At 67.6% G+C, this 14,265-nt stretch carries 14 protein-coding genes; 6 read left to right on the top strand and 8 right to left on the bottom strand.

Translation table 11 applies throughout. From position 1 onward, the window contains the following. Window positions 1-21 precede the first annotated feature (21 nt). Window positions 22-264 (top strand): hypothetical protein, encoded by a 243-nt coding sequence (locus D1409_RS17125; protein ID WP_123538209.1) that lies wholly within the window; start codon window positions 22-24, stop codon window positions 262-264. A 16-nt stretch (window positions 265-280) separates the two neighbouring features. On the opposite strand, the gene D1409_RS17120 is transcribed toward D1409_RS17125, so the two are convergent. From D1409_RS17120 to D1409_RS17095, 6 genes are all read right to left on the bottom strand, one after another. Continuing rightward, window positions 281-1,039: a PspA/IM30 family protein gene (locus D1409_RS17120; RefSeq protein ID WP_123538352.1), complete on the bottom strand. Its 759-nt coding sequence runs from the start codon at window positions 1,037-1,039 to the stop codon at window positions 281-283. Between the two features lie 184 nt (window positions 1,040-1,223). Beyond that, window positions 1,224-1,910 (bottom strand): hypothetical protein, encoded by a 687-nt coding sequence (locus tag D1409_RS17115; protein ID WP_123538208.1) that lies wholly within the window; start codon window positions 1,908-1,910, stop codon window positions 1,224-1,226. Between the two features lie 118 nt (window positions 1,911-2,028). Further along, entirely contained in the window at window positions 2,029-2,208 is a 180-nt protein-coding gene (locus D1409_RS17110; protein WP_123538207.1) for a hypothetical protein, read from the bottom strand. Between the two features lie 35 nt (window positions 2,209-2,243). After that, window positions 2,244-3,317, bottom strand: a complete 1,074-nt coding sequence (locus tag D1409_RS17105; protein ID WP_123538206.1) for a glucose-1-phosphate thymidylyltransferase — start codon at window positions 3,315-3,317, stop codon at window positions 2,244-2,246. Between the two features lie 46 nt (window positions 3,318-3,363). Beyond that, window positions 3,364-3,825, bottom strand: a complete 462-nt coding sequence (locus tag D1409_RS17100) for a dTDP-4-dehydrorhamnose 3,5-epimerase family protein (RefSeq protein ID WP_123538205.1) — start codon at window positions 3,823-3,825, stop codon at window positions 3,364-3,366. Window positions 3,826-3,951: 126 nt separating this feature from the next. Further along, window positions 3,952-5,187 carry a cytochrome P450 gene (locus D1409_RS17095; protein ID WP_123538204.1) on the bottom strand — a complete coding sequence of 412 codons (1,236 nt, stop codon included), beginning with the start codon at window positions 5,185-5,187 and terminating at the stop codon, window positions 3,952-3,954. A 228-nt stretch (window positions 5,188-5,415) separates the two neighbouring features. Here D1409_RS17095 and D1409_RS17090 point away from each other — a divergent pair, with 228 nt between their 5' ends. Further along, complete coding sequence (locus D1409_RS17090; protein WP_123538203.1) at window positions 5,416-6,339, top strand: DUF4097 family beta strand repeat-containing protein; 924 nt, start codon at window positions 5,416-5,418, stop codon at window positions 6,337-6,339. 44 nt (window positions 6,340-6,383) lie between these two features. On the opposite strand, the gene D1409_RS17085 is transcribed toward D1409_RS17090, so the two are convergent. Next, entirely contained in the window at window positions 6,384-7,136 is a 753-nt protein-coding gene (locus D1409_RS17085) for a pirin family protein (protein ID WP_123538202.1), read from the bottom strand. Window positions 7,137-7,357: 221 nt separating this feature from the next. On the opposite strand from D1409_RS17085, the gene D1409_RS17080 reads away from it, so the two are divergent. From D1409_RS17080 to D1409_RS17065, 4 genes are all read left to right on the top strand, one after another. Then, window positions 7,358-8,017 (top strand): DUF998 domain-containing protein, encoded by a 660-nt coding sequence (locus D1409_RS17080; protein ID WP_206425107.1) that lies wholly within the window; start codon window positions 7,358-7,360, stop codon window positions 8,015-8,017. A gap of 48 nt (window positions 8,018-8,065) precedes the next feature. Continuing rightward, window positions 8,066-10,012 carry a serine hydrolase domain-containing protein gene (locus D1409_RS17075; protein WP_123538201.1) on the top strand — a complete coding sequence of 649 codons (1,947 nt, stop codon included), beginning with the start codon at window positions 8,066-8,068 and terminating at the stop codon, window positions 10,010-10,012. A gap of 276 nt (window positions 10,013-10,288) precedes the next feature. Beyond that, the gene (locus D1409_RS17070; RefSeq protein WP_123538200.1) at window positions 10,289-11,338 is read left to right on the top strand and encodes a glycoside hydrolase family 88/105 protein; all 1,050 of its coding nucleotides are present in this window, start codon (window positions 10,289-10,291) and stop codon (window positions 11,336-11,338) included. Between the two features lie 114 nt (window positions 11,339-11,452). Further along, a complete protein-coding gene (locus D1409_RS17065) occupies window positions 11,453-13,336 on the top strand; it encodes a PAS domain S-box protein (RefSeq protein WP_123538199.1) in 1,884 nt (627 codons plus the stop codon). Window positions 13,337-13,409: 73 nt separating this feature from the next. Here D1409_RS17065 and aroE read toward each other — a convergent pair whose 3' ends face one another. Continuing rightward, the gene (aroE, locus tag D1409_RS17060; protein ID WP_123538198.1) at window positions 13,410-14,210 is read right to left on the bottom strand and encodes a shikimate dehydrogenase; all 801 of its coding nucleotides are present in this window, start codon (window positions 14,208-14,210) and stop codon (window positions 13,410-13,412) included. Window positions 14,211-14,265 lie beyond the last annotated feature (55 nt).

Below are 14,265 nucleotides of genomic sequence, written 5' to 3'. Positions count from 1 at the left end.
GGACGACACCGAAACCCGGGTATGAGGGAACGACGAGACGCGACGCCCGATTCGGCCTCCGGTCGGACGAAAGAGACGCCGGCCAGCGAACAGCTGTGGTCGCCACGCAACGTCGGTCTCCTGTTCGTCGCCGCCGGGGTCGTCTCGCCCGCGATACTCGCGCTGAGCGGCGAGTGGCCCGCCGGGTACGGCGGGTGGGGGGCCACGGTGTTCGGCGTCGTCGGCGTCGTTCTCATCGGCTACTCGGTCGCGGTCGAGTCCTGACCGCGACCCCGACGGCTCAGTCGGTCCCGCTCTCGGGGGTCTCCGGTTCGAGTTCCCCGTCGGTCCCGGCGTCCGTCTCCCGGCCGACGCGCGTCTTCAGATCCTCGAGTTCCCGGTCGATCCGCTGTTCCGTCGAGCGGCGTTGCAGTTCGCGGTCGATCTCGTCGCCCTCGGCGAGCACGTCGTCGAGCGCCCCGGACGCCTCGAGTTCTTCGAGGGCCGCCGCGCGGGCCTCCATCTGCTCGGTGCGCTCGGTCGCTCGCTCGATCGCCCTGGAGACGTCCGCCATCTCGCCGCCGACGCCCGTGAACGCCTCCGCGACGCGCGCCGACGCTTGCGCCGCCTCGTGGCGGGCCTTCAGCGTCTCCTTGTGCGTCCGGAACCCCTCGATACGACCGCGGAGCGCGACCTGGCGCTCGACCAGGTCGTCCTGGGTCGCCTGCAGGCGCTCGATCTGCTCTTCGAGGCCGGTCACCTGGTCGAGCGTCGCGTGTTTCTTCTCCAGCGCGCGCCGCGCGAGGTCGTCGCGGTCCTGCCGGACCGCTTCCCGGACCTGCTCGTCGTACTTCTCGACGGACGACCGCAGGCGCTCGCGGTGCATCTGCAGTCGCTTCTTCTGGGTCGTGACGGTCGCGATCCCGCGATTGATCTCCTGGAGCTGGTCGCGCAACTGCTCGTAGGAGTAGTCGAGTTCGGCCGCGGGGTCCGACGTCCGGTTGAGCACGGCGTTGATCCACGACTCGATCTGGAACGCGATGCGTCCGAAGAGCGTCACTGGCATCCCCCCGCGTCGTCGCGCTCGCGTGGCCGACTGGGCCTGTTCGATGGCATGGGAGAGGCATCGGGCCAGAGCCGGTTAATTCGCCTGCGAGCAAGCGCCGGCCGGTGTTCTGGAGGCCGCTCCCTCGCGCTCCGCTGTCGCGGGACCCCCGATCTCGACCCGTCGCGCGGCGGGCCGCTCAGTCGTCCTGCTGGGGGGCGTCTTCCGCTTCGTCGGCCGCCTCGCTCGCCTTCTCGCCGCCTTCTTCGACTTTCTCGCTCGCCTCCTTGCCGCCCTCTTCGACCTTCTCGCTGGCTTCCTCGCCGCGTTCCTCGATCTGGTCGCCGACCGCTTCGCTCTCCTCCTCGATCCGGTCGCCGACCGCCTCGCTCTTCGACTCGACCTGTTCGGCGGCCTCGTGGGCCGTCTCCTCGGCGCGCTCGGCCACGGCCTGCCCGCCTTCGCGGACTCGGTCGGCGGCCTGCTGGGACATCTCCTCGGTGCGGTCGGCGGCCTGTTGGGACATCTCCTCCGTGCGGTCGGCGAACTCCTGTGACCCCCGACCGACCCGCTGGCCGGCCCGCTGCTTCGACGGGCCGTACCGGTCGCGGATCAGGTACCCGACGGCGACGAGGACGAGGGCACCGAGTACCCAGACGAGCCCGCTCCGTCCGCCCTCGGACGACCGGTCCGTCGCCTCGTGCTGGCTCGCACTGAGGTCGATGGAGCCGTCGCTCTCGTCGGAGCGGAGGCCTTTCACGAGGCCCCGGAGGACGAGCGCGCCGAGCAACCACGGGAGGGCGTCCTCGTCGTCGCTGTCCAGTGGCGCTTGCGACTCCCCGCGACCGCTACTCCCCGAGGTGGGGAGGGATAACTGCTGTCTCATGACGGTTCGAGCCTTCGGCCTCTTCGGAGAAGAGTCCCAATACGGCATAGGCAGGCCGGGCCCGAGCGAGGGGGCGGTCCGCCGCGTTCAGCCGGGACGGCCGGCCGCTCCGCGACGGCTACAACCGGTACCGCTCCCGGTGTTCGAGGAAGTGCTCCCGGTCGTCCGCGGGGAGGTCGGCGAACCGGAGGACCGACTCGCAGTCGAGGCCGGGACATTTCATCACGCGGTTCGCTTCGAGTTCGTTCGCCGAGACGACGGTCCCGCAGTCCGGGCAGGTGTGGGTGATGATTCGCATGAGTAGTCAGGGGTTACGGTCGAGTCGCATCGCTCTCAGAGCTTGAGATCTGAGTTCGCGCCGACCACGAGGCGCTGGCCGTCGGGGAGCACGTCGTCGGCGCTCGCGATCGTCGCGCCGCTCCCGACGAGGCTGTCGACGATCCGTTCCGACGCGTCGATCTCCGCGTCGCCGATGATCACGCTGTTCTCGACGTGCGTGTCGGCGACCGTCGAGTTCGGTCCGATCGAAGTGTAGGGCCCGATGTACGCCCCCTCCTTCACCGTGACGTCCCGACCGAGCGAGACGGGGCCCCGGACGACCGCCCCCGATTCGACGACCGCACCGTCCCGGGTGTCGATCCGGCCCCTCGTCTCCGCGCCGTCTTCGACGGTCCCCTCGCTCGCGGGGTCGATATCGGAGAGGACCAGCCGGTTGGCTTCGAGCACGTCGCCCGGCTTGCCGGTGTCCTTCCACCAGCTCTCGACGACGTGCGAGCGGACAGCCAGCCCGTCGTCGAGGAGTGACTGGATGGCGTCGGTGATCTCGAGTTCCCCCCTCCACGACGGTTCGAGTTCCTCGATCGCGTCGAAGACGGCGGGCGAGAACACGTAGATCCCGATGAGCGCCAGGTCGCTCGGCGGGTCGTCCGGTTTCTCGACGAGTCGGCGGACCTCACCGGCCTCGTCGACCTCCGCGATACCGAACGCGCCGGGGTCGTCGACGCCCTGCAGGGCGATGCTCGCCCCGTAGTCGCCGGATTCGAAGTCCTCGACGAGGCGGCCGATCCCGCGGTTCAGGAGGTTGTCGCCGAGGTACATCACGAAGTCGTCGTCGCCGACGAACTCGCGGGCACACCCCGCCGCGTGGGCGAGTCCCAGCGGGTTCCCCTGGACGATGTAGGTCACGTCGACGCCGAACTCGGAGCCGTCGCCGAGGAACGCCTGGATGGCCTCCCGTCCCTTGTGTCCGAGGACGACGCCGACGTCGGTGATACCGGCCTCGCGCAGGTCCTCGACCGCGTACTCCAGGACCGGCTTGTTCGCGACCGGGATGAGCTGTTTCGGTCCCGTGTGGGTGATCGGCCGGAGCCGCGATCCCGTCCCGCCGGCGAGGATGAGCCCCTTCATGGTCCGGCGGTCGTCTCCCAGACAGTCAGTTAGTAGCCGCTTATCCTCAGTAAGGCATCTCGTCCCAGTCGAGCGGGATCTCGTCGGTGTCGGGCGGCAGTCGTTCCTCGTCCGGGTCGTCGTAGTCGTAGAGTTCGGTCGGCATGTTGAGCAGGAGGGCCTGCTCGTCGCCGACGACTTTGAACCCGTGCCAGCAGGCGCCCGGGATCCGGACCAGCCGCTGGTCGTGCTCCCCGATGACGAACGTGTCGAGGTCACCTCGCGTCGGCGAGTCGTCGCGGTCGTCGTAGACGCCGACTTTGATCCGCCCGCTGGGGCAGACGAAGTGGTCGACCTGTCCGCGGGTGTGGCGGTGCCACGCGCGGACCACTCCCGGGTAGGAAAGCGAGTAGTAGCTCATCGCCGGGTCGGGGTCGAACTCGTCCCAGTCCTCTCGATACACCTCGACCAGGTGGCCGCGCTCGTCGGCGTTGACCTGTAACTCTCGGACGGCGACGCCGTCGATCATATCGGTCGGGCGAGTCCCGACCGCAAAGTTACACAGCCCGTACCGACCGGCACGCGGCGTCCCCGCCCGGTGGAATCCACTCGTCAGGCGGACACAGCGCGTCGGACGACTCTCTCTGCGGACGACTCACTCGGCGAGTTCGTATTCGATCGGGAGCGACTCGACGCCGTACACGAACGAACTTCGCGTGGGCTGCAGCGGCGTATCGACCAGAGAGAGTTCGGAGACGCCGTCGAGTAGCTCCTCCAGGGCCACGCGCGCTTCGAGGCGAGCGAGCGGCGCACCGAGGCAGTAGTGCGTCCCGTGCCCGAACGCCAGGTGCTGGGTCGGTGACCGGTCGGGGACGAACGTGTCCGCGTCGTCGAACTGCCTGTCGTCGCGGTTCGCCGAGCCGAGCCACACGACGACCCGGTCGCCCTCGCCGATCGTCTCCTCCTGAAGGGTCACCTCGCGGGTGGCGATCCGTGACATCGCCTGGACCGGCGAGCGATAGCGAAGGACCTCCTCGAGGACGGCCGGGACCGCGTACTCGCCGTCGGCGACCGCGTCGAACAGGTCGTGGTTCGCGAGACAGCGGACCGCGTTGGCGAGGAAGTTCGTGGTCGTGATGTTGCCGGCGATCAGGAGGAGCACACACATCCCGAGCGCCTCCTCCTGGGAGAGGTGGGCATCGGCCCCGGCCTCCGCGGAGACCATCGTCGACACGAGGTCGTCTCTGGGGTCGTCCCGGCGCTCTTCGAGTAACTGCACGAAGTACATCCCCATCTCCTGGAGCGACTGGCTCTGCGCGTCGGCCACTGCCTCCGAGGAGTCGTCGGCCCCCGTCGAGGCGACGATCGCGTCCGACCACTCCTTGAACTGGTCGCGCCGCTCGGGCGGGACGCCGAGCATCTCGGCGATCACGATCACCGGCAGCGGATACGCCAGATCCCCGACCACGTCCATGCGTCCGTTCCCTTCGGTGACGGCCGTCTCGAGGAGGTCACGCGTGATCTCGCGGATCCTCGGTTCGCGGTCCCGGAGCGTCCGCGGACTGAACTCGTCTTCGACGACGGCCCGGATCTCGTCGTGACGAGGCGGGTCACGGAGGATCATCGTCTCCAGCATGAGCCCCTCGCCGAAGTCGTCGGGTTCGACGAAATCGCTCGCGATCCCGGGCTCGACCGAGAACGTCTCGTCGTCGTCGAGGACGCGCTTCACGTCCGCGTACCTGAACACGTCCCAGCAGCTTCGGTTCGAGTCGTATCTCACCGGCTCGTCGGCACGCATCCGCCGATACCAGTCGAACGGCTCGAGCCACGCGTCTCGCCCCGCGAGCGCTTCGGGGAACGACTGCAGCCCTTGTGTGTCAGCGCCACTCATAGATACGACTACAGGTTCCGACGGCCAAAACGGCAGCGTCTATCAGACATCCAACACTCGACTCGGGCCGTGTCCTCGTTCTGTCGTCGCGACGGTGTCGCGCTCGTCGACGGTTCGAGGGGAGCCTCCCCGTCAACAGTCCTCGTCTCTTATTTAAATGTTCGCCCGCGTTGCTGGCGCTGAAACGGAGTGTAGTTCTTATTGAGGTATTCCGTCGTGTCTCTCAGTATGAGAGTGAACGAGGCGACCGCCGACAGATCGAGAGCGGAGACCCAGTCGGGAACGACGCGACGCACTGCCCTCAAGGGACTGGGTGTCGCGGCGACGGCCCTCCTCGCGGGCTGTAGCGTGACGGCGGACGTCGAGCGAGAGACCGCGGACGTGGAGTATTCGGTCGACGGGAGCGAAGTCGACCGGATAGCCGTCTCGGGCGACGACGGGGACACCACCGTTCGGGGCTGGGACGGTGACGATGTCCGGGTCGAGGCGACGAAGTACGCCCGTGGACGGACCGACCTCTCGGACGTGACGGTGACCAGAGCGGTGGCCGACGGCCGACTCGACATCGAAGCGGACGTCTCTGTCGCGGTCGGGATCGGTCCGGCCGGCGGGGGACTGGAGTCGCTCGACGTCCGAGTCCCGCAGGGCACGCGGGTCACGCGCGTCGAGATGGACGACGGCGACGCCGAGGTGACGGACGTCGCGGGCGATCTGACGCTCGACGTGGACGACGGGACCGTCGAGGTCGGGCCGCTGTCCGGTCACCTCGAGACGACCGTCGACGACGGGACCGTCACCGTCGGAGCGGTCGACCGCGTGACCGGCGAGTTCGACGACGGGGCCCTCGAGATGACCGAACCGGCGACCGTCGGCGACCTCTCCGTCGACGACGGCGACCTCGAACTGGCTATCGAGGATCTGGACGGCGACGCCACGGTCGAGTGTGACGACGGGACCGTCACCGCACGGGTAGCCCCGACGATCGATGCGACCGTCGTCGTGAACGCAGACGACGGCTCCGTGCAGTACGAGGGAGACCTCTTCGACAGCGTCTCGACGAACGAGGACACGACTCGCGGAGAGATCGGTGACGGGGGCGACCGGCTAACCATCGACGTCGACGACGGTGACGTCCGAATGAGTCCGCTCTGAGCGCCGAGCGTCGGTACCCCGGTGTCCGCGGACGCCTGACCGTACTACCGCCCGACGGTCCCCTGTCGGGTGATCGGGGCGCCGGGGTCGACGACGAAGGCAACGAGGATCGACTCCTCGCGAGCGGTGAGCGTCAGGTCGTCGCCCTCGACGAGCAGTCCGCTCTCCGTCCCGTCGAACTCGGTGCCGTCGGCCTCGACCGCACCCTCGAAGACGTAGAAGTACGTGTCCCGCTCCGACCGCGTGGGGAGGTCGACGCTCGCTCCCTCGTCGACGCGGACGTCGTAGAAGTCGACCTCGTTGCGGACGTAGAACGGCGCCTCGGAGTCCTCGGGGCCGAACAGGTGGCGCCACTCGTTTGCGACCGGGTCCTCGACGGCGCCGTGCTGGATGTCGGGTTCGAGGTCGAGGCTGTGCGGTCGGACGAAGATCTGTAACATCCGGAGCGGCGGGTCCTCAGCGAGCGTGCGCTCCTCGTGCCAGAACTCGCTGCCCGCGTTCATCACCATCATGTGCTCCGAATCGGTGACCAGTTTGTTCCCCTCGCCGTCGTCGTGGCGCATCACGCCCGCCGGCACCCAGGAGATTATCTCCTCGTTCCGGTGGGGATGCATCGAGATGAGCGTGTCCGGGTCCATGAACGACTCGACGACCGTCGCGAGCGGGCCGTAGCCGTGGTCCTCGTGGTCCGGGTGGTTTCGGCCGGGGAAGTTGAGGTGGATCCGGAACTTGCCCTGATTCTGTGAGACGTCCGTGCGTGGGGCCTTGTAGAGTTTCGGCGTCGATTCGGACTCCATGATTGGTTGTTTCGAGGTATCGGCTCTATCCACAAAAGGTGCGTGTGCTGGGGTGGGACCGGGCCGGTTGCGGGAGTGAGCGGGCTCTCGACGGTTTCAGCAGCCCCCGTCGTCGAATCGGTCGGAGCCGACGGCGAAGGGAGCGACGAGGTAGCGGGTAAGCACGCCGAACTTTGCAAGCAACAGACGTTTCTCCGTCGCTGTCGTCACCCGTCTGAGTAATGAGCCAAGTTACCACGTACGAGCGGACCGCGGCGCGCGTTCGCGAAACGATGACGGACAGCCGGACGGTCGCGGGCATCCTCTTTCTCGCGCTCTCGGCCCAGTTCATGACGGTCATCATGCTCGCGGCGGCGATGGCTCCCGGCTACGACTTCGGCGCGGCCGCTATCAGCGACCTCGGCGTCATCCCAGAGACCGCACTGCTGTTCAACACCTCCCTCGCAGTCGTGGGCATCCTCGACCTCGTCGGCGGCTACTTCTACTACCGTACCCACGGCAAGCGCTGGCTGCTGGCCGTCTTCACGCTCGCTGGCGTCGGCGCAGTCGGGGCCGCTCTCTTCCCCCTCGATACCGGTGGAGTCCACTCGCTGTTCGCGCTCGTAGCGTTCGTGTTCTTCAATCTGGAAGCGATCGGGAGCGCGACGGATCTCTCCGGCGTGATGCGGTTCGTCTCGGTCGTCGCCGGGACTGTCGGTCTCGTGTTCGTCGTGCTCATGGTCGTCGGTGACGCCGGAAATCCGGCCGCGTTCGGCCCGATCAACCACGGCGGGACGGAACGGATGATGGTCTACCCCGTGATGATCTGGATGATCGCTCTCAGCGGCTATCTGTTCGGCACGCCCGCCCGAGTCGATGCTCCCACCCGGCGTGGCTCGTGAACCACCGCGCACGGCTGAATGCTACGCACCATCCCGGAGACCTATCCGATGACATCCCAGCGCGTCCAGGCAGGCGTGATCCTCACCGTCGCCGTTCTCGTGAGCACGCCGGTGATCACGACGGCCAGTCAGCTCGACGGCCCGCCTCGCTCGTCGGATCGGCCAGAACTGGACGACCCGGCCGAAGTCGAAGCGTGGCTCGACGAAACGATGGCCGACCAGCTAGAGGAACATCGCATCCCCGGCGCCGCGGTCGTCGTCGTCAGCGACGGTGAGTTCGTCGTCTCGAAGGGGTACGGGTACGCCGACCTCGACGCTCGGGAGCCGGTCGCTGCGGACGAAACGATCTTCGGGGTCGGATCGACAGCGAAACTCCTCACCTGGACGGCCGTGATGCAGGGGGTCGAAGCCGGTGACCTCGACCTCGACCGCGACGTCAACGACTACCTGACGGATTCGCCCGTCACGGTCCCGGACACCTATCCACGGCCGATCACACTCGAACACCTCGGCACTCACACGGCAGGCTACGAGGACGCCTTCGGTGGGACGCTCGTCGACGAGCCCAGCGACCTCAGACCGCTCGGGGAAGTCCTCGCCGAGAATCAGCCGACCCGCGTTCGTCCGCCCGGCGAGTTCGTCGCCTATTCGAACTACGGGGCAGGACTCGCCGGGCACGTCGTCGCCGAACAGTACGAGACGGCGTTCACCGAATACGTTGAAAAGCGAATTCTCGACCCGCTCGAGATGGACAACAGTACGTACGAACAGCCGCTTCCAGCGCGCCTGCGGCCACGTCTCGCGAGCGAATACACGTACCAGAACGGTGAGTACCGAGCCCAGCCGTTACAGACCTGGGGGATGGCGCCCGAGGGCGGTGCGATGCGGTCGACGGCGACCGACATGGGCCGGTTCATGCTCGCGTATCTCGGCGAGGGATCGCACGGGTCGGAACGGATACTCGAACCGGAGACCGTCCGGGAGATGCACCGCCAGCACTTCGACAAGGCGCCCGACGCGCCGGACGTGAACGGGATGGCCTACGGGTTCATCGAGATGGACCGCAACGACGAACGTATCGTCGGCCACTGGGGCGACACTGCCAGTTCTCGGAGCATGCTCGCGCTCCTCCCGGAGCGCGATACCGGCGTGTTCGTCGTCTACAACAGCCCAGGCGGACAGACGGCGCGGTTCGACTTCCTGCAGGCGTTCGTCGACCGCTACTATCCCGATTCCCGGGCCCCAGTCGTCGAGCCGCCGGGGGCCGCCGAGCGAGCCGATCGGCTGACCGGCGACTACCGGTCGTTGACCGTCTCCGAGACCACGTGGCATCGAGCCTTCGGCGTCCTGACGAGGACGGTGTCGGTCGGAACGACGGAGGACGGGTATCTCACGACGCGACAGTTCGGCGGCGAACCCAGAACGTGGATCGAGCAGCGGCCGGGAATCTACGACGCAGTCGGCGGCGACGAGCAACTCGCGTTCCGCTTCGACGAGGAGGGCGCACCCACACACCTCTTCTTCGGGAACTTCGGGCCGGCGACGTACGAGCGGGTGCCGTGGTACGAATCGCTGTCCGTCTATCGGGCGATCCTCCTCGGCGGGACGCTCGCGTTCGTCTCGACGCTCGCACTGTGGGCTGGCGCCGCGGTGCGGCGTCGAATACGCGAGACGTCCGCTCCGAGTGCGCGGGAGCGAGTCGCTCGCGCCCTCCTCGGCGTCGTCAGCCTCCTGTGGCTGAGCGTCGCCGCAATCTTCCTGTTCGCGACCATCGAGATCGACGCCGAAGTTGCTTCACCGTCATCGCTCCTCCGCGTCGGGCTGGCTCTCCCCTATCTCGCCCTCGCAGGGACTCTCGGTGCCAGCGTCTTCGTCGCGCTAGCCTGGCGTGACGCCTACTGGAACACGCCCGTCCGCATCCACTACACGCTGGCGACGGTCGCAGCGGTACTGTTCACCTGGGCTCTCTACTCCCTGCGCATTCTCGGCCTCTGAGGCGGCGACTCGCGTTCGGAACGAGACGAGTATCGCCGGCAGGCCGAGGACGGACGGGCCAGGGGGTCGGAGCTGGGGTCACTCACACGTCGCTCCGTGGGTGCGCGTCTACCGGCCCCCGAGATCGTCGCTACCGAGTACGAGGCGATCGACGACTTCGAGCCCGAGTCGCGGTCGAACCCCCTCGGCTGGAGCGATTCGAGCGAGCACGACCGAAGCCGGAGGACTCGACCTCGATCCCTCGTTCTTAAGAATACGCCGGGTGGATGGGTTCGTATGCCCAGACAACGGTCGCTAGACGAGTTGCTCCCGGACGTCGCCGAGTACACGCTCGGACTCGACTTCGAGGAGTTCATCCAGGGCGAACGACCGATGGTCCTCCGCGGACTGCTCGCCACCGACGACGAGGAGCACACCGAGATCGCAGAACAGTACATCGACAAGGCGGTCCGCTCGCAGTCGACGAAGGGCCAGCTCGCCTACGGCTCGATCGACGTGGTCCCCGAGTGGGACGAACACCGGATCTTCCGCCCCGTCCCCGACGCCGGCGCGTTCGGCTTCCTCGTCCTCGACGTGTACGAGGACGGCGGCCCCGACTACTTCCTCGACGCCGCCCGGCGGCAGTTCGAGTACTTCCACGAGGGCGCCCCCCGCAGCGAGGCGGGCGGCATCTCCCACCACATCGACGACATCGAGCTGTGGATCGACGCCGTCTACATGATGTGTCCGTTCATGGCCCGCTACGGCCGGCTCACCGACACCCCCGAGGCCGTCGAGGAGGCCGTCGACCAGATCATCGTCCACCACGACCACCTCGTCGACCCCAAGTCCGACCTCTATCGACACATCTGGCGCGAGACGCCCGATAGCTACCCCGACGGCTCGCTGTGGCTGCGCGGCAACGGCTGGATGGCTAACGGCATCCTCGACACCCTCGACTACGTCCCCGAGGACCACCCCGAGCGCGAGCGACTGGAGGAGATCGTCACCGACCACCTCCTGAGCATGGCCGAGTACCAGGACCGCAGCGGCTTCTGGCACCACCTCATCGACGACCCCTCGATGTACCTGGAGACGTCGGGCACGATGCAGTACGCCTACGCCTTCACCGAGGCGGTCGACCGCGGCCTGCTCGACGAGGAGTACCGCGAGGTCGCCGAGAAGGCCATGAGCGCGGCGAAGACGGCCGTGACCGACGACGGCGCGGTCCAGCGCAACGCGGCGATGCCAGGCGGCCCCGAAGCCCCGCAGGCCGTGAACCTCTACGGCCAGGGCTGGTTCCTCATCTCCGGGACGCGGCTCCGCGACTCGGAAATCGACGCCTGACCGCAGCACAGCGGTCGAGTTCGGCGCTCCGGGCGCGTTCGAGACCCGCGTTCTGACTGTCGACCGACCGCTTCGGCACCAACTTAATACGGGTCGTTCGCCTGCATACAGCCAATGGCCGCCTGGCACAGATTCATCTCCGTCGTCGGGGGACGACGTCTGATCGCTCTTCTCGGAGGACTGTACGTCGCGGCCGGTATCGGATGGACGCTCGCGGAGATGTTCGAGACCACCACGATCAGCGAACTGATCATATTCGTCCTGATCGCGGGACCCGGTGCCGTCCTCCTGTACTCCGGCTACCGATTGGCGCGGTTCGATATCCACACCGAGTTCTACCCGTCCGTCGCCAGCTGGTGCGTCGGTGGCCTGGGGGTGATGGTCGCCGTGCTCGGCTTCTACAGTCTGCAACCGAACGAGGGTATCGAAGACGTCTCGACCGTCCTCATTCTGACGGGGCTCGCTGCGGTCGCCGGGCTCGCCGCCGGCATCCACAACGCCCAGGCCGGAACGCGGGCGCGTGAACTGGAAGCGACGATCGACCAGCTGGAGCGGTCGAACGAGCGCTTCGAGCGGTACGCGATGATCGTCGAGGCGGTCGACGACGGCGTCTACGTGGCCGACGACGAGGGGACGTTCCAGATGGTCAACGAGACCTACGCCGAGATGCTGGGCTACTCCCCGGACGACCTCGTCGGGACCGACTCGTCTCGCCTCCTCGACGACGAGATAGCCGACCAGATCGACGAACTGTACCGGGAGACCGGCGACGAGTACGCCGACCGACCGACGGTAGAGACCAGACTCCGGACTGCGAGCGGCGAGTGGCTCCCCGTCGAGGCGACGCCCGCGCTGTTGCCGGAGGACGACGAGAGCGACTGGCACCGGGCCGGCATCGTCCGAGACATCAGCGACCGGAAGGAGCGCGAGCGGGCGCTCGAGAAGTCCGAACAGCGCTATCGAGCCCTCGTCGAGAACTTCCCGAACGGGGCGGTCGGGCTGTTCGACGACGACCTCCGATACACCGTCGTCGGCGGACAGATGTTCGACTCGCTCGACTACGACCCGGAAGACCGGATCGGCCACAGCTTCACCGAGCTCCACCCGTCCGCCTTCGTCGACGAGCTGGAACCGTACTTCTACGCCGCCCTCGAGGGCGAGACGAGTTCCTTCGAGGTCGAGTTCCAGAACCGCAAGCTGTACGCGACCACCCTGCCCATCGAGGACGACTACGGCGACGTGTTCGCGGGCATGATCATGATACAGGACGTCACCGAGCGCCGGCGGTACGAGCGGATGCTGGAGGAGTCCAACGAGCGCCTCGAACAGTTCGCCTACGCCGCCTCCCACGACCTGCAGGAGCCCCTGCGGATGGTCTCCAGCTACCTGCAGCTGATCGACCAGCGCTACGGTGACGACCTCGACGAGGACGGCCAGGAGTTCCTCGAGTTCGCGGTCGACGGCGCCGACCGCATGCGCGAGATGATCGAGGGACTGCTCCAGTACTCGCGGGTCGATACGAGCGGCGACTCCCTCGAACCCGTCGACCTGGAGAGCGTCCTCGCGGACGTCCGCGACGATCTGCAGGTCAAAATCGAGGAGTCGGGCGCCGAGATCACCGCCGACCCGCTCCCCAGTGTCGAAGGCGACGGCGGGCAGTTGCGCCAGCTGTTCCAGAACCTGCTCGAGAACGCGATCGAGTACAGCGGCGACGACCCGCCGACTGTCCACATCGCCACCGAGCGCAACGGCGATCGGTGGCAGATCTCGGTGCGAGACGAGGGGATCGGTATCGACCCCGACGACCGAGAGCGCGTGTTCGAGGTGTTCCAGAGCCTGCGGATCGACGACGGCGACCACTCGGGGACCGGCATCGGCCTGGCGCTGTGCGAGCGCATCGTCGAGCGCCACGGCGGCGACATCTGGATCGACGGCGACCCCGGCGAGGGAACGACCTTCTCGTTCACACTCCTGGCAGCGGACGACGCCAGCGACTGACGGGACCCCCGCTGGCCGATCCACCGAGAGCTTGCACGAGGGCGCCGCGCCCGTCTCTGTGCAAAAGTTGTGGCTACAGGTGACTCCGGAGCGCCTCGTTCATCACGTCGACCGGCGCGTCTTCGCCCGTCCACATCTCGAAGGCGTCGACGCCCTGGAACAGCAACATCCACGCGCCGTCGATCGTCTGGGCGCCGGCCGCGGCCGCGTCGGCGAGGAACCGCGTCTCGAGGGGTTTGTACACCGCGTCGAAGGCCACGCAGTCCCCGTGCCAGGCGTCGGCGGGCGCGACCGACTCGTCCGATTCCAGCCCGACGCTCGTGGCGTTGGCGACGACGTCGGCGTCGGCCATCAGGTCCGGCAGTTCGTCGAGGCCGTGACCGGAGGCCCGGGGCACCTCGTCGGCGAGGTCGTGAGCCTTCGACTCGGTCCGGTTCACGACCGCGACGTCGGCGCCCGCTTCCTCGAACCCGAACGCGAGCGCGCGGGCCGCGCCGCCGGCGCCGACCACGACGGCGCTGGTCCCGTCGAGGGCCACGTCGTGGTGCTCGAACGCGCTGAGCGTTCCCGTCATGTCGGTGTTGTAGCCGACCGGGCCGTCGTCGGTGAAGTCGATCGTGTTGACCGCGCCGACGCGTCGGACGGACTTCGTCGGTTCGACGAACTCGAAGGCGTCGTGTTTGAACGGCAGCGTGACGGTCAGGCCGTCGATCCCGAGCGCCTCCGCGCCCCGGAACGCGTCCTCGATCCGATCTTCCTCGGCCTCGAAGGTGACGAACGTCGCGTCGATGCCCAGCTCGTCGAAGGCGGCCTGGTGCATCGGCGGCGACAGTGAGTGCTCGACCGGGTTCCCGATGATACCGTAGACGTCCATGTGCGTGTGCTCGCCGGGGCGAGTAAATAATGATCGTGGTTCGATGCCGACGCGC

This window comes from Halosimplex salinum, from assembly GCF_003730195.1.
GTDB classification, from domain to species: Archaea; Halobacteriota; Halobacteria; order Halobacteriales; family Haloarculaceae; genus Halosimplex; species Halosimplex salinum.
The sequence above is the reverse complement of the archived record's forward strand: the minus strand, read 5'-3'. Positions and strand labels throughout refer to the sequence as shown.

What these genes read in the sequence shown, in the direction of transcription:
- D1409_RS17125 (WP_123538209.1), top strand. Translation starts at nt 22, where the DNA reads ATGAGGGAACGACGAGACGCGACGCCCGATTCGGCCTCCGGTCGGACG.
- D1409_RS17115 (WP_123538208.1), bottom strand. Translation starts at nt 1,910, where the DNA reads ATGAGACAGCAGTTATCCCTCCCCACCTCGGGGAGTAGCGGTCGCGGG.
- D1409_RS17110 (WP_123538207.1), bottom strand. Translation starts at nt 2,208, where the DNA reads ATGCGAATCATCACCCACACCTGCCCGGACTGCGGGACCGTCGTCTCG.
- D1409_RS17105 (WP_123538206.1), bottom strand. Translation starts at nt 3,317, where the DNA reads ATGAAGGGGCTCATCCTCGCCGGCGGGACGGGATCGCGGCTCCGGCCG.
- D1409_RS17100 (WP_123538205.1), bottom strand. Translation starts at nt 3,825, where the DNA reads ATGATCGACGGCGTCGCCGTCCGAGAGTTACAGGTCAACGCCGACGAG.
- D1409_RS17095 (WP_123538204.1), bottom strand. Translation starts at nt 5,187, where the DNA reads ATGAGTGGCGCTGACACACAAGGGCTGCAGTCGTTCCCCGAAGCGCTC.
- D1409_RS17090 (WP_123538203.1), top strand. Translation starts at nt 5,416, where the DNA reads ATGAGAGTGAACGAGGCGACCGCCGACAGATCGAGAGCGGAGACCCAG.
- D1409_RS17085 (WP_123538202.1), bottom strand. Translation starts at nt 7,136, where the DNA reads ATGGAGTCCGAATCGACGCCGAAACTCTACAAGGCCCCACGCACGGAC.
- D1409_RS17080 (WP_206425107.1), top strand. Translation starts at nt 7,358, where the DNA reads ATGAGCCAAGTTACCACGTACGAGCGGACCGCGGCGCGCGTTCGCGAA.
- D1409_RS17075 (WP_123538201.1), top strand. Translation starts at nt 8,066, where the DNA reads ATGACATCCCAGCGCGTCCAGGCAGGCGTGATCCTCACCGTCGCCGTT.
- D1409_RS17070 (WP_123538200.1), top strand. Translation starts at nt 10,289, where the DNA reads ATGCCCAGACAACGGTCGCTAGACGAGTTGCTCCCGGACGTCGCCGAG.
- D1409_RS17065 (WP_123538199.1), top strand. Translation starts at nt 11,453, where the DNA reads ATGGCCGCCTGGCACAGATTCATCTCCGTCGTCGGGGGACGACGTCTG.
- aroE (WP_123538198.1), bottom strand. Translation starts at nt 14,210, where the DNA reads ATGGACGTCTACGGTATCATCGGGAACCCGGTCGAGCACTCACTGTCG.